This is a genomic window from Diplocloster modestus, assembly GCF_019042245.1.
Lineage (GTDB): Bacteria > Bacillota > Clostridia > Lachnospirales > Lachnospiraceae > Diplocloster > Diplocloster modestus.
The window spans coordinates 146641-168479 of sequence record NZ_JAHQCX010000002.1; the positions used below are offsets into that span (position 1 = coordinate 146641).

25 protein-coding genes are annotated in these 21839 nt (G+C 52.0%); 6 read left to right on the forward strand and 19 right to left on the reverse strand.

Translation table 11 applies throughout. The features are described 5' to 3' along the window. Nucleotides 1–175 precede the first annotated feature (175 nt). From KTH90_RS03530 to KTH90_RS03540, 3 genes are read right to left on the reverse strand one after another with little or no spacing between them, the layout of a single operon-like run. Complete coding sequence (locus KTH90_RS03530) at nt 176–1639, reverse strand: sensor histidine kinase (protein WP_158349755.1); 1464 nt, start codon at nt 1637–1639, stop codon at nt 176–178. A gap of 24 nt (nt 1640–1663) precedes the next feature. Then, complete coding sequence (locus tag KTH90_RS03535; RefSeq protein ID WP_158349756.1) at nt 1664–2344, reverse strand: response regulator transcription factor; 681 nt, start codon at nt 2342–2344, stop codon at nt 1664–1666. Nucleotides 2345–2387: 43 nt separating this feature from the next. Next, nucleotides 2388–3212: a peptidylprolyl isomerase gene (locus KTH90_RS03540; protein ID WP_158349757.1), complete on the reverse strand. Its 825-nt coding sequence runs from the start codon at nt 3210–3212 to the stop codon at nt 2388–2390. 188 nt (nt 3213–3400) lie between these two features. On the opposite strand from KTH90_RS03540, the gene KTH90_RS03545 reads away from it, so the two are divergent. Then, the gene (locus KTH90_RS03545) at nt 3401–4246 is read left to right on the forward strand and encodes a MerR family transcriptional regulator (RefSeq protein WP_158349758.1); all 846 of its coding nucleotides are present in this window, start codon (nt 3401–3403) and stop codon (nt 4244–4246) included. Between the two features lie 301 nt (nt 4247–4547). On the opposite strand, the gene KTH90_RS03550 is transcribed toward KTH90_RS03545, so the two are convergent. From KTH90_RS03550 to KTH90_RS03570, 5 genes are all read right to left on the reverse strand, one after another. Beyond that, the gene (locus tag KTH90_RS03550) at nt 4548–4862 is read right to left on the reverse strand and encodes a hypothetical protein (RefSeq protein ID WP_158349759.1); all 315 of its coding nucleotides are present in this window, start codon (nt 4860–4862) and stop codon (nt 4548–4550) included. 312 nt (nt 4863–5174) lie between these two features. Then, entirely contained in the window at nt 5175–5372 is a 198-nt protein-coding gene (locus tag KTH90_RS03555; protein ID WP_158349760.1) for a FeoB-associated Cys-rich membrane protein, read from the reverse strand. An 86-nt stretch (nt 5373–5458) separates the two neighbouring features. Beyond that, complete coding sequence (feoB, locus tag KTH90_RS03560) at nt 5459–7609, reverse strand: ferrous iron transport protein B (RefSeq protein WP_158349761.1); 2151 nt, start codon at nt 7607–7609, stop codon at nt 5459–5461. Nucleotides 7610–7755: 146 nt separating this feature from the next. Further along, on the reverse strand, nt 7756–7977 hold the full coding sequence (locus tag KTH90_RS03565) for a FeoA family protein (protein WP_158347382.1): 222 nt from the start codon (nt 7975–7977) through the stop codon (nt 7756–7758). 49 nt (nt 7978–8026) lie between these two features. Then, nucleotides 8027–8242, reverse strand: coding sequence for a FeoA family protein (locus tag KTH90_RS03570; protein ID WP_334300910.1), 216 nt, complete (start codon nt 8240–8242; stop codon nt 8027–8029). Between the two features lie 404 nt (nt 8243–8646). On the opposite strand from KTH90_RS03570, the gene KTH90_RS03575 reads away from it, so the two are divergent. From KTH90_RS03575 to KTH90_RS03585, 3 genes are all read left to right on the forward strand, one after another. Next, entirely contained in the window at nt 8647–9018 is a 372-nt protein-coding gene (locus tag KTH90_RS03575; RefSeq protein ID WP_158349762.1) for a metal-dependent transcriptional regulator, read from the forward strand. Between the two features lie 475 nt (nt 9019–9493). Continuing rightward, a complete protein-coding gene (locus KTH90_RS03580) occupies nt 9494–9781 on the forward strand; it encodes a DUF2325 domain-containing protein (protein ID WP_158347384.1) in 288 nt (95 codons plus the stop codon). Between the two features lie 34 nt (nt 9782–9815). Next, on the forward strand, nt 9816–10406 hold the full coding sequence (locus KTH90_RS03585; protein WP_158349763.1) for a DUF3793 family protein: 591 nt from the start codon (nt 9816–9818) through the stop codon (nt 10404–10406). Nucleotides 10407–10418: 12 nt separating this feature from the next. On the opposite strand, the gene KTH90_RS03590 is transcribed toward KTH90_RS03585, so the two are convergent. From KTH90_RS03590 to KTH90_RS03610, 5 genes are all read right to left on the reverse strand, one after another. Continuing rightward, nucleotides 10419–12233: an ABC-F family ATP-binding cassette domain-containing protein gene (locus KTH90_RS03590; RefSeq protein ID WP_238726246.1), complete on the reverse strand. Its 1815-nt coding sequence runs from the start codon at nt 12231–12233 to the stop codon at nt 10419–10421. Between the two features lie 132 nt (nt 12234–12365). Continuing rightward, nucleotides 12366–13931: a recombinase family protein gene (locus KTH90_RS03595; protein ID WP_238726247.1), complete on the reverse strand. Its 1566-nt coding sequence runs from the start codon at nt 13929–13931 to the stop codon at nt 12366–12368. 87 nt (nt 13932–14018) lie between these two features. After that, the gene (locus KTH90_RS03600; RefSeq protein WP_238726248.1) at nt 14019–14855 is read right to left on the reverse strand and encodes a hypothetical protein; all 837 of its coding nucleotides are present in this window, start codon (nt 14853–14855) and stop codon (nt 14019–14021) included. Nucleotides 14856–14874: 19 nt separating this feature from the next. Beyond that, nucleotides 14875–15135, reverse strand: a complete 261-nt coding sequence (locus KTH90_RS03605) for a hypothetical protein (protein WP_115267903.1) — start codon at nt 15133–15135, stop codon at nt 14875–14877. Nucleotides 15136–15225: 90 nt separating this feature from the next. After that, complete coding sequence (locus KTH90_RS03610; RefSeq protein ID WP_100933774.1) at nt 15226–15783, reverse strand: ParA family protein; 558 nt, start codon at nt 15781–15783, stop codon at nt 15226–15228. A gap of 328 nt (nt 15784–16111) precedes the next feature. On the opposite strand from KTH90_RS03610, the gene KTH90_RS03615 reads away from it, so the two are divergent. Together KTH90_RS03615 and KTH90_RS03620 are read left to right on the forward strand one after the other, a co-directional pair. After that, complete coding sequence (locus KTH90_RS03615; RefSeq protein ID WP_009609069.1) at nt 16112–16459, forward strand: cAMP-binding protein; 348 nt, start codon at nt 16112–16114, stop codon at nt 16457–16459. Beyond that, nucleotides 16452–16730 carry a hypothetical protein gene (locus KTH90_RS03620; protein ID WP_238726249.1) on the forward strand — a complete coding sequence of 93 codons (279 nt, stop codon included), beginning with the start codon at nt 16452–16454 and terminating at the stop codon, nt 16728–16730. The genes KTH90_RS03615 and KTH90_RS03620 overlap by 8 nt, the downstream gene beginning before the upstream one ends. 41 nt (nt 16731–16771) lie before the next feature. On the opposite strand, the gene KTH90_RS03625 is transcribed toward KTH90_RS03620, so the two are convergent. The 6 genes from KTH90_RS03625 to KTH90_RS03650 all read right to left on the reverse strand — a co-directional run bounded on the left by KTH90_RS03625 (nt 16772) and on the right by KTH90_RS03650 (nt 21839). Further along, entirely contained in the window at nt 16772–17677 is a 906-nt protein-coding gene (locus KTH90_RS03625) for a hypothetical protein (RefSeq protein WP_238726250.1), read from the reverse strand. 25 nt (nt 17678–17702) lie between these two features. Further along, a complete protein-coding gene (locus KTH90_RS03630) occupies nt 17703–19220 on the reverse strand; it encodes a relaxase/mobilization nuclease domain-containing protein (RefSeq protein WP_238726251.1) in 1518 nt (505 codons plus the stop codon). Then, nucleotides 19220–19741, reverse strand: coding sequence for a plasmid mobilization protein (locus KTH90_RS03635; protein ID WP_238726252.1), 522 nt, complete (start codon nt 19739–19741; stop codon nt 19220–19222). The genes KTH90_RS03630 and KTH90_RS03635 overlap by 1 nt, the downstream gene beginning before the upstream one ends. Before the next feature lie 320 nt (nt 19742–20061). Next, nucleotides 20062–20379, reverse strand: coding sequence for a hypothetical protein (locus KTH90_RS03640; RefSeq protein WP_013979603.1), 318 nt, complete (start codon nt 20377–20379; stop codon nt 20062–20064). A gap of 27 nt (nt 20380–20406) precedes the next feature. Further along, entirely contained in the window at nt 20407–20880 is a 474-nt protein-coding gene (locus KTH90_RS03645) for a GIY-YIG nuclease family protein (protein WP_087190856.1), read from the reverse strand. A gap of 2 nt (nt 20881–20882) precedes the next feature. Beyond that, on the reverse strand, nt 20883–21839 hold the full coding sequence (locus KTH90_RS03650) for a hypothetical protein (RefSeq protein ID WP_238726253.1): 957 nt from the start codon (nt 21837–21839) through the stop codon (nt 20883–20885).

The following is a 21839-nucleotide window of genomic DNA, read 5'->3' on the forward strand; positions in this document are numbered from 1 at the left end:
CATTGGCCGGGAGATGCTCTGGAATGGGAAAGAGTTTAAACAGAATAGAAGAGGGTGTCACACAAACACAAAGCGTCCATTTTCGAAGACTGTGTTTTTGCGGCACCCACTTTATTTCTATCTATCATCAGGAATCGTCTTTTTTGTAAACTCTATGAAAGGTCATAGTAGCTTTTCAGAAACCTTTATCCAGGTCAAACCAGAATTCCACACCATTTTCATAATTTTGTACCCCGCATTCCTTGTGGAAAGATTCCATGATGGCTTTTACAATGGACAGGCCAATACCGCTGCCGCCATATTCTCTTGTCCTGGCTTTATCCACTTTGTAGAATTTATCCCAGACGTGTCCGATATCCTCCGCCGGGATGGGTATTCCTGTATTGAATACGGAGATTCTTACATTCTTATCCATGGGAATCATTCGGATTTCTATGATTTTTTCGTTGGCTGCGTGATGGATCGCGTTGCTCAGGTAATTGGTAAAGACTTCTTCCACTTTGAATTCATCCGCCCAGACATAGACCGGTTCTTCTTCCTTGAATATCACTTTGATTTCGTTCTGCCGGATGAGGATATCCGTGGACATTAAGATATTCCGGATCAGGGAGGTCATGTCGAACCGCTCCATCTGCACCTTGTCATTGCCGAATTCCAACTGATTCAGGCTCAGCAGATTTTTGACCATCAGATTCATCTTGGATGCCTCATCCATGATTACCTCACAGTAAAAGTCCCTGCTCTGGTCGTCGTCATTGATGCATTCCTTTAAACCTTCCGCATAGCCCTGAATCAGGGCGATGGGCGTTTTCAGTTCATGGGAGACGTTTGAGAGAAATTCTTTTCTCATCTCGTCGATCTGGATTTTCTCCTGTATGTCCTTTTGCAGCTCGTTGTTGGCCGTTTTCAGCTTGGATATGGTGTGCTCCAGCGTCTCCGCCATCTGGTTCATATGGTGCCCCAGTATATCGATCTCGTTTTTACAGACCCTGTGGTACTTGGCGTCAAAGTCTAACTTCGTCATTTTCTCCGATATTAGCGCCAGCTCCAGGATTGGCTCCGTGATCCGTCTGGAGATCAGCCAGATGATCAGCGCGCTGACCACGATGATTACCAGCCCGATATATGCCATGAAACGATTGGATATCAGGACACTTTCCTGGATACTGGATACCGGAGAACGCAGCAGGAATACATCCCCCCTGTCCAGCATTCCCCACATTTCCACATACTCCGTCCCCGAATCCGGATCGATGAACTTGTGAACTGCATAGGGTTCTTTCCCGTCCATGGTAATGTCCGGATCCGTGATGTAATCATATAACTGGTCCCGCAGCGTGGATTCTTCCTCATTCGGACAGTACTTCAGCGCACCTCCGTTGGGAGTAACCACATACATGGAAATATTGCCCTTCTGAAGCCGCACTTTTAAAAGCCCCAGACTCTCGGGTGAGGTGAAGTTATTCTCGCTGGCTGCCCGGTTTAACTGGTTGTAGGTACCTACCAGGTCATCCTGTTTCTTTAGAATATAATAATCCTCCAGAAACACATTGTTGATTACCCAGCCGATTAACAGGGTGGACGCCATGATTATGATAAATATAACGGCCATCTGTATCTTCAATGAATGTCTTTTCATTCTTTTTCCCCATGCATGCTCTGCTTACCCTTCCACTTCGAATTTATAACCCATCCCCCATATAGTCTTGATATAGTCACCCCTGCTGCCCAGCTTGCTTCTAAGCTTCTTCACATGGGTATCAATCGTTCTGGCATCACCAAAATAATCATAATTCCAGACATTATTCAGAATCTTTTCCCTGGATAAAGCCAGTCCCTGGTTTTCCATAAAATAGGTAAGCAGCTCGAATTCCTTATAGCTTAATTCCACCGCGCTGCCGTCTATGGTCACGATGTGGGCAGCTTTGTTCACCTCGATACCGCCGGCGCTTAAAATATCGTCGGATACGATGGCATTTGCCCGGCGCAGGATCGCCTCCACTCTAGCCACCAGAATCTTCGGGCTGAACGGCTTGGTTACATATTCATCCACTCCCAGCTCAAAGCCCTGCAGCTCATCCCTCTCATCCGCCCTGGCTGTCAGCATAATGATGGGCACCCGGGAGTACTGGCGGATCTCCCGGCATACCTGCCATCCGTCCATCTTCGGCATCATCACGTCCAGGATGATCAGCGCGATGTCTTTCACCTCAAAAAATATATCTATGGCCTGGGCGCCGTCTTCTGCCTCCAGCACCTCATAATTTTGTTTGGTCAGGAAATCACTGACCAGCTTGCGCATTCTGCTCTCATCATCCACAACCAGTATTTTCAGTCTTTCCATACCAAAGCCTCCTTTTTATCCATTCTTTTTAGATAGGATTATCTCATTCTTTTACATAAGTAGTAACTTTTTCAATGATTACATCGGTAACCGGTTTATCCTTGACTCCGGGTTCCGACGTCTCTACCTCAGCGATGGCGTCTACCACATCCAGCCCCTCGAACACCTGACCGAATACCGTGTGCTGTCCGAACAACCAGGGAGCTCCGCCTTTTTCCTTATATTTATCTATGATCTCCTGAGGCCATTCCATAGACTCCATCTCAGACACCAGGGACTCGTCATATTTTTCATTCTGTACTATAAAAAACTGGCTGCCATTGGTATTGCTCCCGGAGTTTGCCATACAGAGCGCGCCCCGCCAGGGATAAAGGCTGTTTGAAAACTCGTCCTCAAATGGTTCCCCCCAGATGCTCTCGCCTCCGGTACCGTCCCCATTGGGATCGCCGCCCTGGATCATGAATTCATGAATCACCCGGTGGAAGGTCAGACCGTCAAAATAACCGTCTTTCGCGTGGGTTACAAAGTTCTCTACCGCTTTCGGCGCCACATCGGGGAAAAGCTTTATCTTAATGGTCCCGAAGTCTTTCACCTGAAGCTCCGCGATTGTATCTCCGGCCTTGGGTTCCTCAAACTGATATTCCACATCGATTCCCAGATCCTCCGTCGACGCGGTCTGTCCATCCTTTGCCTCACCGGAATCAGACTGGCCGGTTCCGCTATCCTGACCCGCGGGAGTCGCTTCCGCCTCAGAGCTCTGCCCTGCGTTGTCCGTGGAGCTGTTGCCTTTCGTGTCGTCGGAACCGCAGGCTGCTGCAAACATAGTCATTGCCGCCAGTATTGCGGCAACTAGTAATTTCTTTTTCATCTTTATAGTCCTCTCTTCTCTTTCTTCTGGGTTTTACTGTATCACACTTTTTTTCAAAATTCCATCCTTCTATCCAACTGTTCAGGGAATTTTCACAAATACCCTCTGTATCCGCCCTCTTGCACATTTTCCAATCAACTTCTATAATAAGAGGAAAGTATCAATGGATCTAAAAGGAGGGGACCAACATGGAAGAATATACGCCCGCCTACTTTACAACCGGAGAATTCGCAAAACTGTGCGGTGTGACCAAACATACCCTATTTCACTATGACAATCTGGGCATTTTCTCTCCCGCTGTGCGGCTTGACAATGGATACCGGTATTATACCGTAGCGCAGATTGAAGTATTCAATGTCATCCATATGCTCAGAGAACTGGATATGCCGCTCTCTGATATCAAAGCCTATCTTGACCGGCGAAGTCCACAGGAACTGGTCGCCCTGTTAAATACGGAGGAGGAGAAGCTGCATAGCCGCCTGAAAGCCATGCAGCGCATGGAAAAACTGATTCACAGAAAAGCGGATCTCACCTGTCAGGCCCTGCAGCTTGATCTCAGCTCCATCGGGCCTGTAGCCACGCCAAAGGCCTATCTGGTTCTGACGGAATCTGTTCCGCTGACAAGCGACCGGAATGTGGCTCTATCCATGGCTAACCATATCCGCTATTGTGATTCCCATAATATCAGCAGTCCCTATTCGATAGGCTCCCTGATCCGCCATGAGGCCATAGCTGCCGGCAGCTTCGGAGACTACAGTTTCTTTTACACGCAGTTGATGGAAAAGCCAGGAAAACTTCCCGTTTTCCAAAAGGAAGCCGGCACCTATCTGACCGCTTACCACACCGGCGGGTATGAAACACTGTATCAGACCTACGAGCGTATGATGGCTTATGCGCAGAATGCCGGTTACCGGCTGGGAGAATATTTTTATGAGGATGTACTGTTGGATGATCTGTCAGTAAAAGGATATGAAAATTATGTACTGCAGATTTCGATCCTTATTCTGGAAACAAACCGTACGCAGGATACCTGATTTACTGCAGGGATATCTATATTTCCTGTTAATTTGTTCCTCTTGTTTATCCTGCTTGCCCTGTTCATCCTGCTTTTCCTCTTCATCCTGCTTTTCCTATTATATCCTATTTTATCCATTCCTATCTATGGACTTTATACTACTTATATAACGCAGATCAATAACCGCTTCGCTGGATCATTGATCTCATTCAAAAAATCCTATGATATAGAAAGGCTTATCAATTACAGCCATCTATCCACAGGATTTCTTCTTTATACAAAATAAAATAATATTCGGCGTAATACTAGATACTCATCACTTAATTCTGGTCCGCCTCATCACCGGCAATAAAAACACCTGCGCCAATAACGGAAGAAGACACGGCTGAAACAACGATCACCACAACAATGACAATAAAAATAATCCCGATCAGAAAAATGGCCAGAAATGTGCTTCCTTCCGTCGACTCAGAACTTTGCGTCTGTTCGCTGCCGGTCTCCGCAGTAACCGCCTGGGTCGTCTGATCCGCTGCATAGACTTTCTTTACTCCTAACGTAAATGTCCCGATGCATACCCCGATCATCAGAATAAGAAACATCCATAATAAATAAAGAGAACTTTTATTCCTTTTCACCTGAACCGCTTCCATTAGAAAACCCCATTTCTATTTTTCTGTTTTCTGTTTCTTTTTTATCTTTGTCTTAACACTTCATGTACTATTGTATAGTATTTCCCCAAAAGTTTCCAGCCCAAACGAAAAGTTTTTTATTTAACAAAGTAATCACAAATTGCATCTTCCTTTCCGCCGCAGTGCGATCCCGCAGAGCGTTTTTTATTTCATAGGAGCACTTTCCTATAAAATCCAAAAATCCCGGCCTCAAGATTCCACCGGCCGGGATTTTTAAAGCATGTAGTTTATGGACTCATAGGGGTTATCTCCCTGGCCTTACTCTTTCTTCGCGCTGCCGCTCTGGCAATGAAAAGAACACTGATTGCAGCAGCCGCTGCAGCCGGATTGCTCCAGTCGGTTATGAGTTCCGCAGGATGTACATCCCGCGCATGATCCGTTACGGTGCATATAGCGGATCGCCAGCGCATATAGTCCGAGAACTGCCAAACTGATGAGAATCGTTGGTAAATTCATAAGAAAACCTCCTTTTTCACCGCATGGAGACTGATAACTGAGTTGTGATTCAGGATATCAATTACAGGAATCCAATACGTCTGCGTCTATGCCCTGACACCGGCAGGCGTTTCAGCCCTTCTGTGTTTGGCAGCCGGCCGAAACAGGAGATACAGGAATCCGAGCAGAACCAGAATCGCAAATACGGTACCTGCGCCAAAGCTGTAAGCCCCTAAAATCAATCCACCCAGCTGATTGATGATCAAAGCAAACGCGTAGGCCAGAATGGTCTGATAGCCGATCGCGAACCAGGTCCACTTTGCGCTGGCCATTTCCCGTTTGATGGCTCCGATTGCCGCGAAACAAGGGGCGCATAACAGGTTAAAGGCCAGGAAGGACACTGCGGCCATGGCATGAGGAAACATCAGGCTGATCTGTGCCAGCAGTCCCGGATCGGTTTCGGACACTTCTCCCAAGCCAAACAGAACTCCTAAGGTCCCTACTACGTTTTCCTTAGCCACAAGTCCGGATACCGTAGCGACAGTGGCCTGCCAGTTTCCGAAGCCCAGCGGTGCGAAGATCGGGGCTACGAACGAACCGATCACGGCCAGAAGGCTGGCGGACTCTTCCACCATTCCAAATCCGCCGTCTGCGAATCCAAAGTTGGACAGGAACCAGATCACGCCGCAGGCCACAAAGATTACGGTACCTGCTTTAATGATAAATGCTTTTCCTCTTTCCCACATGTGAATCAACACGCCTTTCGCAGCAGGGATATGATACTGAGGCAGTTCCATAACAAAGGGGGCCGGATCTCCCGCGAACATCTTTGTTTTCTTTAAAATAATTCCGGATATCACGACCGTAACCACTCCCAGGAAATACAGCAGAGGCCCCATCAGGGTAAACTGCGGGAACATGGCAGCGCCGATCAGGGCGATAATCGGAAGCTTCGCTCCGCAGGGGATGAAAGTAGTCGTCATGATGGTCATCCGACGGTCTTTTTCATTTTCAATTGTCTTAGTAGCCATTACACCGGGAACCCCGCAGCCGGAAGATATCAGCATGGGGATAAAGCTCTTGCCGGACAAACCGAATTTACGGAAAATACGGTCCATAATAAAGGCCACCCGGGCCATATAACCGCAATCCTCCAGTATGGAGAGGAAGAAGAACAGAATCAGCATCTGCGGAACAAAGCCCAGCACTGCTCCCACGCCGCCGATGATACCGTCAACGATAAGGCCGATCAGCCATGACGCCGCTCCCACGCTTTCCAGCCATCCTCCGACGGCGGGCTGGATCCATTCTCCAAAGAAGGTATCATTGGTCCAGTCTGTGACGATCGTGCCCAGCCAGGACACTGACACGAAATACACGATACACATCACCACAAAGAAAATCGGCAGTGCCAAAAAACGGTTGGTGACCACCCTGTCTATCTTGTCAGAGGCTGTCATTCCTTTTCTTTGCTTATGTACACATTTTTTCATCAGGTTCGTAATGTAGTCATATCTCTCATTCGTGATGATACTCTCTGAATCGTCATCCAGTTCTTTTTCCACCGATGAGATGATCGTCTCCAGCCTATCCTTTGCCGACTGATCCAGCCGGATCTCCTCCATCACCTTCTCATCCCGCTCAAACATCTTCACTGCATACCAGCGGGTATGTTCCTGCTTCACAACACCTTCATTCAGATCCGCGATCGCTTTTAAAGCTTCTTCCACCGGTTTGCCGAACTCATGTCTCGGAGCCGACACCGCTTTGGCGGCGGCCAGACGGATGGCTTTCTCCGCCGCCTCCATGGAGCCTTTTCCCTTCAGTGCGGAAGTCTCCACCACCTCACATCCTAGCGCGGCGCCCAGCTTCTTCGCATCGATCTTATCTCCGGACTTTTCTACCAGATCCATCATATTTAAAGCGATTACCACGGGAATTCCAAGTTCGATAATCTGTGTTGTCAGATACAGGTTTCTCTCCAGATTCGTTCCGTCCACCAGATTGATGATCGCATCCGGCCGTTCATTGATCAGATAGTTCCGGCTGACCACCTCTTCCAGCGTATAAGGTGACAGGGAATATATTCCCGGAAGGTCCGTGATAATTACATCCTTATGTCCCTTTAACTTCCCCTCTTTTTTCTCCACCGTAACTCCAGGCCAGTTTCCCACATATTGACTGGAACCGGTCAGGTCGTTGAACATCGTTGTCTTGCCGCAGTTGGGATTACCTGCCAGAGCAATCTTGATACTCATATGTTTTTCCTCCTTCTGATTGATAGTATTCATGGCACCGCCATGATCATTCACACACCTGCTTTTGTTAGTTTACGCTAACCTCCACCCTGTAAAATAGAGTTTCGCAAGCGAAACTCCTTGTATAGTCAGAGCTTTGCGGGTAACTAAGCCACTTCAATATTTTCCGCCTCGTTCTTACGGATGGTCAGCTCATATCCCCTCACATTCACTTCCACAGGATCACCAAGCGGCGCCACCTTACGGACATAGATCTGTGTCCCTCTGGTGATACCCATATCCATAATCCTTCTTTTCAGTGCTCCCGTTCCGTTCAGCTTCATAACAGAAACGGTTTCTCCACATTTTACATCTTTGAGTGTTCTCATTCCCTTACCTCCAGTTCCGCAAAATCTGCGGCCATATTTTTTCCGATAATTAACATGCCGTCAGAATACGGTTTGCCATAGATCTGCTGATCGCCACTCGGGTGCCCTTAACATTTACGATCACATTCCCATTCATTTCTGAAACCACCGTAGCCGATGCCCCCTCAACAAACCCCAGATTACGTAAAAACCGCTTCGTGTCGTCCTTCCCTCTGATCGATACAACCGAAACCTCAACCCCTGTCCCTGCCATGGAAAGCGGGATCTGTGACGCGCATGTCTGCATCGTCTGATTCGTCTGAACAGATTTTCCGTGTCCGGTATGTGTAGAAAGTAATGCTGCATGTTCCATACGATTCACCTCAGATTTTCTATTTGAATGATCCAGGACCACCTCTGTTAGCTCAAACTAACTTCTTGCGATTAAAAAAATAGAAATTTACCTCAAACATTCTATTTTTTCTGTGAGCTTTAATTAGCAGTGGCTAATTCTTTTGTCGTGATAAGTTTACCTCTGCTAACTCATTTTGTCAACCCCTTATATGGAAAAATTTTCTTACTTAGGATTCGGTTGAAAAACCAAATGGCAAATGTTAATATGTTACTATGATTATATTGGAGCGATAGATATTGGAGTTATGGTAATTTTACAAGAAGAAGGGTAAGTATATGAAGATACAGGAATCAGGAGAAAATTATCTGGAGACAATTTTGGTTTTGAAATTAAAATATGGGGCAGTGCGGTCTATCGATGTCGCCAACGAATTATCGTTTTCTAAGCCCAGTGTCAGCCGGGCCGTATCTGTTTTGAAAAGCGCGGGGCATATCACTGTCGATGCGAAAGGGCTGATCGAACTTACGGATTCCGGACGCGAGATTGCGGAGACGATCTATGAACGGCATCAACTGCTGACAGATTATCTGATGGATATCGGCGTGGATGAGAAGACAGCCGCGGAAGATGCGTGCCGGATCGAGCATGTGATCAGTCCCGTCACTTTTGAAAAGCTGAAACAGCATGTGCAGAAAGCGAACCGTTAAATATATATGGTTATTATTCACAGTCAAATGGGAGGGGACTGGCATCTTTCGGTAGTAACACTACCTCTTCAAGCAGCTGCGTGGAGAAAGGGGCCTGTCCCCGGATGTTGACTGGTATAGTCCTACCTCCGGGGAAGCAGGCTCTTTATTTCTTCGAATAGACCAGCATTCGGGGACAGGCCCCTTTCTCCACGCAGCTGTTTGAAGAGGCAGCGTTACTACCGAAAGATGCCAGTCCCCTCCCATTTGGCTGTGGATTCACATTAATGATTTCATAAAAAAGGTGTGGACATTTGAAAAATAGTATGATATAGTGTATGCGTGGTTAGTATATGCTAACTTCTTTACATTACATACTCTTCCAAGACGTACGACGCAGTTCAAAGCATGCGGCTGCAGTTTTATTTTACTGCAGCCGTACATTTTCATCATAAGTTAGTTACAGCTAACTTTATTCTATCAGGAGGTGTTTTTCATGAGTGTTGTTATTATCGGGGGAAATGAACGGATGGCCTGTCAATATAAGGATATTTGTAAGCAATACCACTGTAAGGCCAAAGTATTTACCAAATTAAAATCCGGTCTTCGGGAACAGATCGGTAACCCGGATCTGGTGATTCTATTTACTTCCACTGTCTCTCACAAAATGGTTCGATGTGCTCTCGCGGAGGCGGATAAATGCAATTCCGCGGTGGAACGCTCCCATACCAGCAGCGCTACCGCACTTAAGGGGATTCTGAGCAATTACTGTGATCCCTCCTAATTATATAAAACTGCTTTAGAATTGAGGTGTGTTAATGTCCGCAGAATTGATTCAGGAATTTCTGGAATCCAGCAGTGATCTGGAAAAGCTGCGTTTTCAGCTGGCGTTTCACTGTGCACCGGTACTGAAGGGAATAAAGGCTTCCAATATTCTGGTGATACCAAACTCATCCTGGCAGCCGCTGCTCTCCCTGGTCCGCACAATACCGGTTTCATGCATCTGTCTGCATCGGGGCGCGGATAAATGTGTCGTGCTTTTGTTCCGCTATCATCTGCTGGAACGGCATCTGCACCGGGCAGAAATCCAGGATTTTCTGAAGGAGTATGGCTATACGGATACCCGGATCTCGTTAATTCTGAAAAGGTTAAAACACCGTTATGCCGTCTATTCCAGCAGCCACAGCGATTTTCCACACGAGCTGGGCGCTCTGCTTGAATATCCGCTTCACGACGTGATCGGATTTATAGATAATAAGGGGCAGAACTGCCTGTTAAGCGGTTATTGGAAAGTCTACCGGGAACCGGAAAAAGCACTGGAGCGTTTCAGACTCTATGACCGTGCCAGGGAAGAACTGGCCATGGCCGCTATTTCCGGGACCCTGCCCCCTCTGGCCGGCAGAAACTGACCGGCCCTTTTTTTACTCTTTCTGCGCTTCTATCTTCTCAGCCAGATCATTTAAATATACCCATCTCTCCATTTTTTCTTCCAACTGTGCTTCTGCCTGCTCTTTTTCTTCTATAACAGAGGATAGTTTCACGGAATTCGTGGCGTTTGCCATCATTTCCCGATCCAGCTCCCCGATCCGTTTCTCCAGCTCCTCTATGGTTTCATCGATCGTTTCGTATTCTTTCTGCTCTTTGTAGGAGAACTTAAGTTTGTCAGGTGTATTCTGTTTCCATTCTTTGATCTTCGCTTTCTTTTTGTCTTCCTGCCCCTTCGTCCCGTTCTTCTGTGTCTCAATGGCGGCATTCTTCGCCTGCCTGGTTCCGAGATAGTCTGTATAGCCTCCCTCATACTGTGTTAACCGCCCTTCCCCCTCAAAAGCAAAGATTCGGTCCACCACATTATCCAGGAAATACCGGTCATGGGAAACGGTGATAACGATTCCGGAAAAGGAGTCCAGGAAATCTTCCAGTATGGTAAGGGTTGGGATGTCCAGGTCATTTCCCGGTTCATCCAGGCAGAGTATATTACAGCCCTGGCAGATAACTTTCAGGAGATAGAGGCGTTTCTTCTCCCCGCCGGACAGCTTTCTGACCGGTGCATACTGCATATCCGGAGTGAATAAAAAGCGCTCCAGTATCTGGGATGCGGAAATCCTGCCTTCCTTCGTGGGAATATACTCTGCCACCTCCTTAATGTAGTCGATGACCCGCTGATCCGTATCCATATCCGGAACCTCCTGGGCAAAGTAACCGATTCGAATGGTTTCTCCTAACTGCACTTCTCCCGAATCCGGCTCAATAATGCCTGCCATGATTTTTAACAGGGTGGATTTGCCGCATCCATTGGGACCGATAATGCCAAGGCGCTGGTTTTTCAAAACAATATAATCAAAATCATCTATGACAATCCTGCCGTCATAGCTTTTCCCGACATGATGCAGTTCCATGGTTTTCTTTCCCATCCGTGTGCCGATGGAATCCATTTCTACCGTCGGATCCTGCAAAGGGGCAGAGCCGTTTTTCAGATCCTCCAATCGCTGCAGCCTGGCCCTTTGTTTCGTACTTCTGGCACGGCAGCCCCTCTTTGCCCACTCTAGCTCCATTCTGAGTACGCTCTGCCGCTTCCGCTCCGAAGCCATTTCCATTTCCTCTCTGATTGCTTTGAGCTCCAGGAACCTGGAATAATTGGCATCGTAGCTGTAGAGTTTTCCATGGTCAATCTCCAGAATTTTATTGGTTACCTGATCCAGAAAGTATCTGTCGTGGGTAACCATAATCACAACCCCTTTATAGCGGTTCAGATACTCTTCCATCCAGCCTATCATCTCACTGTCCAAGTGGTTGGTAGGCTCATCAAGCAGCAGTACGTCAAAAGAGGAGGCCAGGACTTTTGCTAGAGCGACTTTCTTCTTCTGTCCACCGGACAATGGTTCTATATATCCGTCATGATCCGTAATTCCCAGACGGTTTAATATACTTTTCGCTTCGCTGTCCGAATTCCAATCGTTCTTGTTGTTCCCCTCCGTCACATAAGAAAGCACCGTGGCCCCGGTTGGAAAGACCGGGTTTTGTACCAGATAAGCGACCCTTAATCCGTTTTGCGTGATAATCTGTCCCTCATCCGGCTTCTCCAAACCCGCCAGCATGTTCAGAAGTGTCGTTTTCCCTGTCCCATTGATTCCAATAATCCCGATCTTCTCTCCCTCATGGATACCACAGGAAACATCATCAAAAATCGTTTTTTCTCCATATATTTTACTGACGTGCTCTATATTCAATATATTCATCGGTAAACTCCCTCGTTTTCTATTCAATACAAATTATCATAAGGGATTTTTACGGGATCGTCAACCTGACATCTGTGATTCCCTGTAATCACGGGACACAGCAAAAAAAATAAACCCTGATAAAATCAAGGTTTATATAGTGGAGCCAAAGGGGAAGCAGTCGAACTTGACGGCTTCCCCTTTAACAAAAGGGTTGCCGTCCTCCCCGTATAGCATGTCCCACGTGACTTCAGTCCTGTCCTCCGAATACCACGACGTTACCACCAGCCCGTCGTCGGTCAGGTAAATCTTATCGACGAAATACTCCAGCACCTGGTCGCGGGTCTCGGGATTGTCGAAGTCCGCGTGCAGGAACTTCTCGAAGTACGCCTTGATGGTGTGCTCGTCCTCGCACAACGCGGCGCGGATGTTCTCGGCCTCGATGGCCTCGTTCAGGGCGCGCTTCTGCTCTTCGAGCTGCACCAGGCGCTCCGTCACAGTCTCGCTGATGAGGCCCGACTCGATGACCTTCACGAGGTTCGCAAGGCTCTTCTCGACCTCGCGGCGCTTGGCCTCCAGGCCGTCCAGGTAGCCCGTGTCGCGGTAGTTCTTCTCGTAGTACGCCGCCGCGTCCACGGCAAGCGACATCAGGTTCTCGGAGTCGTGGAGAATCGACCTGAGAATCATCGTGACAGCATCCTCCAGCTTCTCCTTGCGCACCTTCTTCAGCGTGCACTGCTTGCGGCGCTGGGCGGAGCAATAGTAGTAGTAATACGTCCGCCCCGTCCCGCTCGTGCCGGACACGCCCTGCAGGGTGTTCCCGCACTTCCCGCAGTAGACCTTGCCGGTCAGCCAGTAACGCGGGGCGTCGTTCTCGTCCATGCCGCGCGCCCGCTGGGAACCCTTGCGCTTGTTCTCGGCGAACTTCCGCTGCACCTTCTCGAAGGTCTCCTCGTCCACCAGCACGGGCATGCCGCCCTCGACCACGATGTCGCCATGGCGGTACTCGCCGATGTAGGCGCGGTTCTGGAGCATCTTGTTCATCGTCTTCACGCCGAACTTCGCGCCCCGCGTGGTGCGCAGCCCCTGGGCGTTCAGCTCGTCGCAGATGGTCTGCATCGCCTTGCCCCCGGCGTACTCCGCGAACATCCGCTGCACGAACGGAGCGGTGTCCGGGTCCACGATGTATCTCTTCGTGGACTTGTCCACCCCGTAGCCGAACAGCTTGTGCCCGTTGTAGAGCGCGTGCTGGGCGTTGTAGTCCATGCCTCGCTGGATGTTCTGGGACAGCTGGCGGCTGTAATACTCCGCCATGGCGTCCATCAGCCCCTCGATGAGCACGCCCTCCGGCCCGTCGGTCGGGATGTTCTCCGCCAGCAGGCGTATCTCGCACCCGGCGTCGCGGATGGTGCGCTTCGCCATCGCCAGCACGTACTTGTCGCGCCCCAGACGGTCGGTCTTCCACATGATGAGGACACGGGGACGGATTTTCGCGACCTCCGACAGCATCTGCTGGAACCCCGGTCGGTTCTCCGTGGTGCCAGATATGGCCGCGTCCTCGTACTCCTTCACGATTTTGAACCCGTGGGCGTCCGCCCACGCATGCGCAAGCTCCCGCTGCTGGTCGATGCTCGCCTCGTTCTGCGAATGGGAGGAGAATCGGTAGTAGGCGATGGCAAGATTGTTGTCGTTCAGCTCGAACTTCTTCTTGCGTGCCAAGCTCTTACCCCCTCCCGTAATTTCTGCTTATAGGTTTTCATGGTGCTCTCCTTTGATTAAGTAATTGCTTAAATGCATAATTAGTTGTCAGTAACCGATAACCTCGGTCTCTACCGTTGAGATTACATCCGCAGGAATGTTGTTTACATCGAGTCTGTACACCACATTCATACGCGGATTGTATATGCCAAGATATTTCACATTCCTATACTCGGGATGAACAGAATGAAGCCCCATGCGCCAATACATAAGCAGCTGAAGGGTGTACTTGTTTTGGAGCTTCTGCTTTGAAACCTTAAAGTCCCACAACGTATCATCTGTTAAGAAGTCACCGTCGCCAGTGGCAACGTAACCAGTATATCCGCCTTCAAAAGTCAGACCATCCAGCACCTTTGGCCCATATTGCTCAAAGAATCGTAGCGAACGCTCAACCATTACGCGTATGTTCTCAATCGTATGCGCGTCAGGCACAATATCCTCTACGGGACGATATGCCATGACCCCTGCTCTATATGCTGAATCAAATCCAGACAACTTTACGGCTGCATCTATGGAATCGTCATCCAATCCGCTCACATGGGATATCAGCCTCTCGAAAAGACCAAGTTGTTGAACATTAACCGCGCCCATCCGAGAAATCTCAAACGCCTCTTCCGCCGAGGTCCCAGACATGAACCGCGTAAGATAGTCCACGGCAAGACCGACTAAACCAGGAGATACGTTTTCCTCTGGATATAGGTCATCAATACCGCCTCCGTCGAGCACTGTTTGCTCGAACTCTTTTGGCTTGAGATAACCGCCTCTCGGCTGCTTTATCTTGCCAATGCGCTGCGTTACAGAACACATCCATCCATTTGCAGCGATATCTTGCGGCGTCAGTTCGCCGTTTTTGAGCTTTTCGATTACATCTTCTCGTGTCAACATAGCTTCCACTCCTCTCAAATCACTTTTCCAAATGCTCCGCGACCCATTCGTGGATAATCGCGGCAATCGTCGTCTCGCGCTCCGCCGCCATCATCTTCAGCGCCTTCTTGTCGCTCACCGTGAGCGACAGCGAGAGCGTGGTGCGCTTCTCGTCCTCGGCGGGCGCAGCGTCCGCCGAAACCGTTGTCTGCTTCGCAGCTGCCGGTTCAGAAACCGTCTGCTCTATCTTCTTCTGCTCGGCCTCGCGGTCGGCAGCATACTTCTCGAACATGTTCGCCATAGCTCGACCTCCTTTAATCATTTACGTATTTGTACAATTATACACCTTGCGTCTCGATTTGTCCATACGGAACACGGCTCTGACCTGCGGTTATTCCCTTGGGAACCCCGCAGCCTCGCGCACCGTGTCCACCAGGGCACGCGTCGCCCTCGCGGCCTTGCCCCTGCGGTCGAACTCGACCACGGACACGCCTGCAGCGCCCGCCTGCACGAACGCCTCGGACTGCGGCAGCGTGACCACCGTCTGGTCGCCCGCAAGCCCCTCGAACCACTCCATGAAGTCGCGGGACGCCTTGAAGCGGTTCCACCCGTTCATCACGTAGACAATCTTCGCCCGGCTGTGCTTGAACACCGCCTTGCGCATGCGCATCAGCGGCTCGATGTCCCTCGACGTGGTGCGGGTGGGGATGACCACCACGTCCGCCTCCTTCAGCCATTCCGACAGCGCCTCCTGGAGCGCCCCCGGCGTGTCCACCACGGCGACCTGCGCGCCGTCCGCCTCGCGGGTGCGGTGCAGGGTGCCGCCCTGGGCGTCCAGGTCGTAGAAGCTCACGGGGATGCCGGAGCGCTCGAAGGAGAATGCTATCTCGTCGGCGACCAGGGACTTGCCCACGCCGCCCTTCTGGTTGCATACCAGAATCGTCTTCATATCGCTCACCTCGCTATACATTTAATCAATTACGCATTTCCGTATTTAATTATAAGCCCGAGAAAAGGGCACTTCAACTGCCACTTTCTGGGCTTCAGCTGGGCTTTTCGTGGTCTCGAAACGGGCTTTCTCTCGTCGCCCGGAACGGCTCGTTTCCCGCATCGCCTCGTAAACGAGCGGATGCCGAAAACCGCCGCCTTCCGCCCCTTGCGCGTACTCCCGTCAAAAGCCCTTCTGCAGGTCTCTTCGCGTGCCGTTAGCGGGTCAGCACCCCTTGAAGGATGCCTTCGGCATCGGGTGCCCACGTGAAGAGAAAGGAGGTCCGCACATGAACGAAGGCTGGAAGAGGTTCCACGGCACGGACGAGGAAGTCATGTGGCGCATCCAGGTGCTGAAGCGCACCTCGCGCCTCTGCGCGGCCAAGGCCAAGGAGCTGGAGCGCATGGCGAAGGCCGACGGCGACATGCCCGCCATGGACCACGCGTCGCTCATGGACGTGCTGAAGCGCATCGACAACGTGATGGAGTGGCGGTTCGTGAACGCCCTGGGCGAGGTGGTGCTGGACGCAGACATCCTCGCCGAGAGCATCGACTGCGAGACCCTGCGCTCCATGCGACAGTGCGTCGTGAACGCCATCGTGGACATCGAGGAGGCAGAGGAGGGACGCGATGAGTGACTACGGCATCAAGACCTACGCCGACCTGGCCGAGACCTGCTGCGGCATGGTGCTCGCCAACGAGATAGCCAGCCGCCCGCTGGAGCCTGTGAGCGGGGATTGGGCACCCTGGGACGAGATATTCCAGTGGTACATCGTCCAGGACCCGAGCTTCCTCATGGAGCACACCGACGAGCCGGTGTTCTACGACGCGGAGCTGGGGCTGTACGTCTGGGGCGTGACAACTTACGGCACAAGCTGGGCAATCCTGCCCGCGCCGGAAATCCACTGACCCACAGGAAAGGGAGCAGCATCGCGCTGCTCCCTTGTTTTTTAATCAGCGAGAAGAGAGAGACTATACTCCCAAAGACTCCGACCGTCGGGCATCCGAAACGCTTTCATCCTCTCAACCATCGCCAACGTCTCAGAAGCAGAAGCGACTTCTTTATGGGCAACCATCAACGCCCACTCCATATCGTCTATCTTCTGGCGCATCTTTTCCATCTTGTATAAAGGACCCGCCTTATTCATGTCAGTATCCAGACGAATAACCTTGCGCCCGTACTTTTCTACGAACAACTTCTCAATAAAAGCTATTTCGCGGTCCATCCATACTGCACAGGAATTATGCATCAAGCCCTCAGATTCGCATCTCTGCTGCGCCATCGCACGATTCAGGCTCGTCTGAATGGAAGGTCCGCGCTCGTATCCATCTGCCCACGGAACAAAGGCAAGATGAAGATGTATCGTACCTCCCTTTGAGTCAGTCCAATCAGACTTACCACAGGAATACACACGGAAGAGGCGCAAACGAGGATTGCGCCTATCCCACGAATTAAAATACGATTCCAAAATACTAAGGCGCATACGCACCTCATCGTGCAATTCAATCGGAGTATAAACTTTCGACATACTCGATTCATCGAAGCCGAGAGAAACGACAACCTCATACGCAAGGCGCTGACCCTTTTCGTCACTATTATGACGATTTCGCCCTCTTAAATCGGCATCAACCCTCGCCATATAGCCATCTATGCCACCATAACGGCGGTCACGACGCTTCCGATGAGCGTCATATTCTTTAACCGCCTTTCCGAACAATTCCTCATACACATCGTTCAACGGCATGTTGAGATATACATGACGCGCAACGCTTTCTATCGCATCGCCCGGTTTAATATCCATCATCTCGTAAGGCAACACATAATACTGCATCGTAACAGTCTTATCTTCAATCATTGATTTACACAACCTCCCTATCCATCTACTCGTACTGCTTGTCCGCATCGGCCCCGTATTTCACGCGGCCACCGGCGCGCCTTGCCGCCTTGTCCTCGCGTTCCTGCAGGCGCACGCGCTTTGCCTGCTCCTCGCGCTCGTCCTCGTGGGCAAGGGCCTTCTCGGCCGACTTCAGGCGCTTCTCGGCGTCCCACATGTTCTTGCGGGACTCGTACAGACGCCTCTCCGCCGCTTCGCGCTCCCGGCGGCGCTGCTCCTCCATGGCCTGCTGAAGCAGCATGCGCAGCATCATGGCCGTCATGTCCGCCATCATGCGGGACACGGGGTCCTTGGCATCGCGCCCGGCCTTGGCGAACACCCACGCGCCAGCCAGCAGGTTCGGGCACGGATGGTTGAGCGCGTCGCGCGCCTCCTTGGAATCGTGGAACTCGCGCCTCGCAGCGTCCACCTCGGCTTGCAGCTTCGCCAGCTGTTCCTCTGGGTGGCGCTCCGCCTCCATGAGCTGCCCGTAGCGCTCGCCCATGAACGGCTCGCCGCTCTCGCGGCTGCGGTCGATGTGCGCCCTCTGGAGGTCGCCCGCCATCTGCGCCACGTCAGACTTCTCGACCTCGTACACGTCGAATGAAGGCTCTGCCGGGGAATCCGACTGCGGTTCCGCCGCGACGGTTGCCACGGGAACAGGTGCCGGCGCGTCTTCCTTTTGGGCTTCCGCCTGCCTCTGCTTCTCCTCGAAGTACGCCTCGACGCCTTCCTTGGTCAGGTCGTCGGCGAGGTTGGAGGCGCGGCGCCTTCTCTTGCGCTTGGTCTTGCCCAGCGGGTCGTGCGCCTTGTAGCTCCAGCCCACGGTCTCCTCGCCGGTCTCCTTGTCCACCTTGCGCACCTCGTTCAGCTCCACGCCGCGCAGCCTAAGCTCCTCGCGGAACTCGTCCATGCTGGACGACGCGTTGCGAGCCTCCTCGACGCGGTTTCCCAGCATGCGCTCGAAAGCGCCCGGCTCGAACTCGCTCTTCCGGTCCGCCCATCTCGTCCTCTGCGCACCCGGCTGAGGACCCACCACGGAGAAGCCCATCTGCCTGCTCAACTGGTCATTCTTGCGCTTGACCGTGGCGTGGTCGGTGCCGTGCGCGATGGCGTTGCCCGTCTCCAAATCGTGGTTCGCGATGGTGGCGTGGACATGCACGCAGCCGCCCTCGCCGTCGGTGTGGACCGTGACCCAGCACGGGGCGTTGGGTGCCACCTCCTTGCACAGCAGGTAGCCGTACTCGCAGGCGCGCTGGATGTCCTCGGGGTCGTCCTTGGACAGCTCCTCGGGTGCCCACGAGACACGCACCTCGAACCCCTCGTTCTCACGCCCCTGGTTCTGCCTCTTCATGGCGGAGCAGAAGCGCACGAACTCCTCGCGGGAGTCACCGTCGCCCATCTGGGCGGCGATGCGGTTCGTCCCGTTCTGGATGTTCTCGGTACGCTTCTTGCCCTCGCCGAGTTCCGTGTAGGCCATGCGCCCGTAGACGTTCGGCAGGGGCTGGATGTGAGTCGTTGACATCAGGCATCACCTCCCATCCCGAACCAGTAATTGACGAGCCGCCTCAACCTGCCCGGGTCATCTGAATACATCAGCGCGGAGAACATGTCCGACCCGAAATCCTGGCGCAGGGTCTCCACCTCGCGGGCCAGCTTCGACAGCTCGCCGCGCACCTCTTCGAGGCCCTTTTCGCATCCGTTCAGGGTGTCGGAGCGGAGCATGCCCCCGCGCCCTTTCGCCTCGGCGTTCAGCGTCCTCGCAATCTGGTTCACGTTGACGCCTATGCGCCTCGCCTCCATCGCCAGACGCTCCGCGTCGGCGTTCTTCGTCACCACGTACACTGGGTTGGAGCCAGCGCCCTCGCCGGGCACGGTCCAGCTGCGCAGCACGGCGGAGCGGGTCATGCCCGTGCTCTCGCAGACCGCATCCAAAGCAGCAAGCTCCTCGTCCGAGAATCGCACCTGCACGGTACGGTTCTTGGGCTGCTTCTTGGACGCCTGGCGGCGCACGCGGCTGCTTCTCTTTTCGGCACTCACTGCCATATCAACACCTCCCTTTTTTCTATCAATCGCCCGCGTCTGTTCGACGCGATTTCTCGCAAATGCTTTCGCAGGGAAAAAGGTAGCGAGCATGGGACTTGTCCCTACAAAACTTCCGGTTTTTTCGCTGCGGCGAAAAATACCTCCGTTTTGTATGTACACGTCCCGCTCGCGAGGGGGCAGCTTTCGCTGTCCCCTTCGAACCCCCAGGGGTGCCCTGTTCCCAACCGGTTTCAGCCGACGACTCGGCAGAACTCTCCATTCGGAACGGGGCACGCCGGACACCCCTTGCGGGGTGCCGGATGGAGGCACGACTGCCTCCTTTACATGCCCTCGCCGTAGCCCCTCACGGGCATAGGCTCGCGTGCATCGTGGGCGGAATCGCCGCCCGAATCGGACGCGGCGGGCGCTCCGTTCTGGGCGGTCGCCTTGCCCGCTTCGGCACCCTTCGAAGATGCCTTTTCGGGCAGGTTGTCGCGCAGGAAGCGCGCGGCCCTGCGCATGTCGGTGACGTTCATATCGCCCAGCTCGGGGTACTCTTCGAGCATCACACGACCGACCTGCTTGTAATACTCCTCGCGCCTCGCCTCGGCCTCCTTGATGGCCTTGTTGATGTCCGAGTAACGCTTCTTAGTTGCCATATCGGATACCTCCTTTAATCATCAAAACTATTTGTTTCCACGCGTCTTGTTGTAACCGTGGTTGTACGCGTCATATGTCGCAATCAGGTCGCGTTCAAGGTCATCAAGACGGCGATAATTCGTCGTTGTGATGTCCACCATGTAAATCTCGAACTGATTGCCGTAGCGATAGTCCGCGTACACGTCGCCATTGCCTTTGCCAGTGAAATGCGCGTTCACACGCTGCGGCACATGCGTCGCCTGTCCGACGTAGTACATGCCGTTCGTCAGGTTGTGAATCACATAGCAGCCCATGAAGTCAAAGTCTTGCATATGCCCCTTGTAGCTATTGCGCAGCTCGAAGAATCCCTCGGGCGAAAGAGGCCTGTGGCCTTCTGCAATGGCTCGCTTTTCTGCAAGCCACGCCTCCCGCCTGCGCTGTTCGTAAATGCTGCTCACGACGAACAGACAAATCAGCAACGCGAAGCATGCGACAAGAAACAAAGTCGAGAAATCGCCCATGTTCACACCCCCAAACTGCCGTGCATCAGAATCGTGCCGTTACCCAAGTCCTCAATGGTCTGCTTGCCATTGGAAGACTCATGCCATTCCGGCTCGGGAACTTCTTCGGGTGTGTCGTAAACGTCATGCTCATCAATAATGTGTCCGTTTTGGTCTACTGCCGTATACTTCGTGGTCATAGACGGAATTCCCGTCTCATCCGTAGACCAAACCGATATTTCTGTCACATACTCCGACACAGTCTCCGACATAGGTGCATTACTCAAATGGTCAAACATTCCGTTCTGCGAAGCGGAATTGAACCCAAACCAAAGCACCAAGCCGATTACAATCACAACGAGAACGATTGCCCCCAGCTTGCCGTCCGACATGGGCGGCTTCACCTCGCCGCCGTTCTTCTTCATGCTTGCCTGGATGTAGTCGTTGTACATCTGCTGTTCGGCAGGGGACAGCGTGCCATGCTTCGCCTTCAGATTGAGTCTCGAGAACTCAGCCTCGGAAAGGCCGATGAGCGGGTTCGCCGCGACACGGCGGTCGAACTTCTGCTCAGCGGTCATCCCGCCCGTATCCTCGATGCCATGCATCGTGCGCATATACTCGGCGTACTCCGGGTCCTGCATCATCGCTTTGCGCTGCTTGAACTCCTCGTAAGACAACATACGAGGCTGCTTTGACCTCTTGCATGCCATCAGGCCACAAATCATACCAGCGGTCCAAAGCACGATGCCGAAAAAGAACAGTCCCAGAATCATGCATCCGATACCAATTCCGCCAAGAGCAATAGCCGTTGTCTGTTTGTTCGTAATACCACGAATCAGGCCAACGATTGAACTAATCGCACCGATAAGGGCAAATGCAATCTGCACAATATAAAGTGCAAGAAGCACGCCCCCGCCGGATGCCATGAAGTTCTCCCAGAAAGAACCCCAATCCCAACTAGCCGTCACCAAATCACTCAT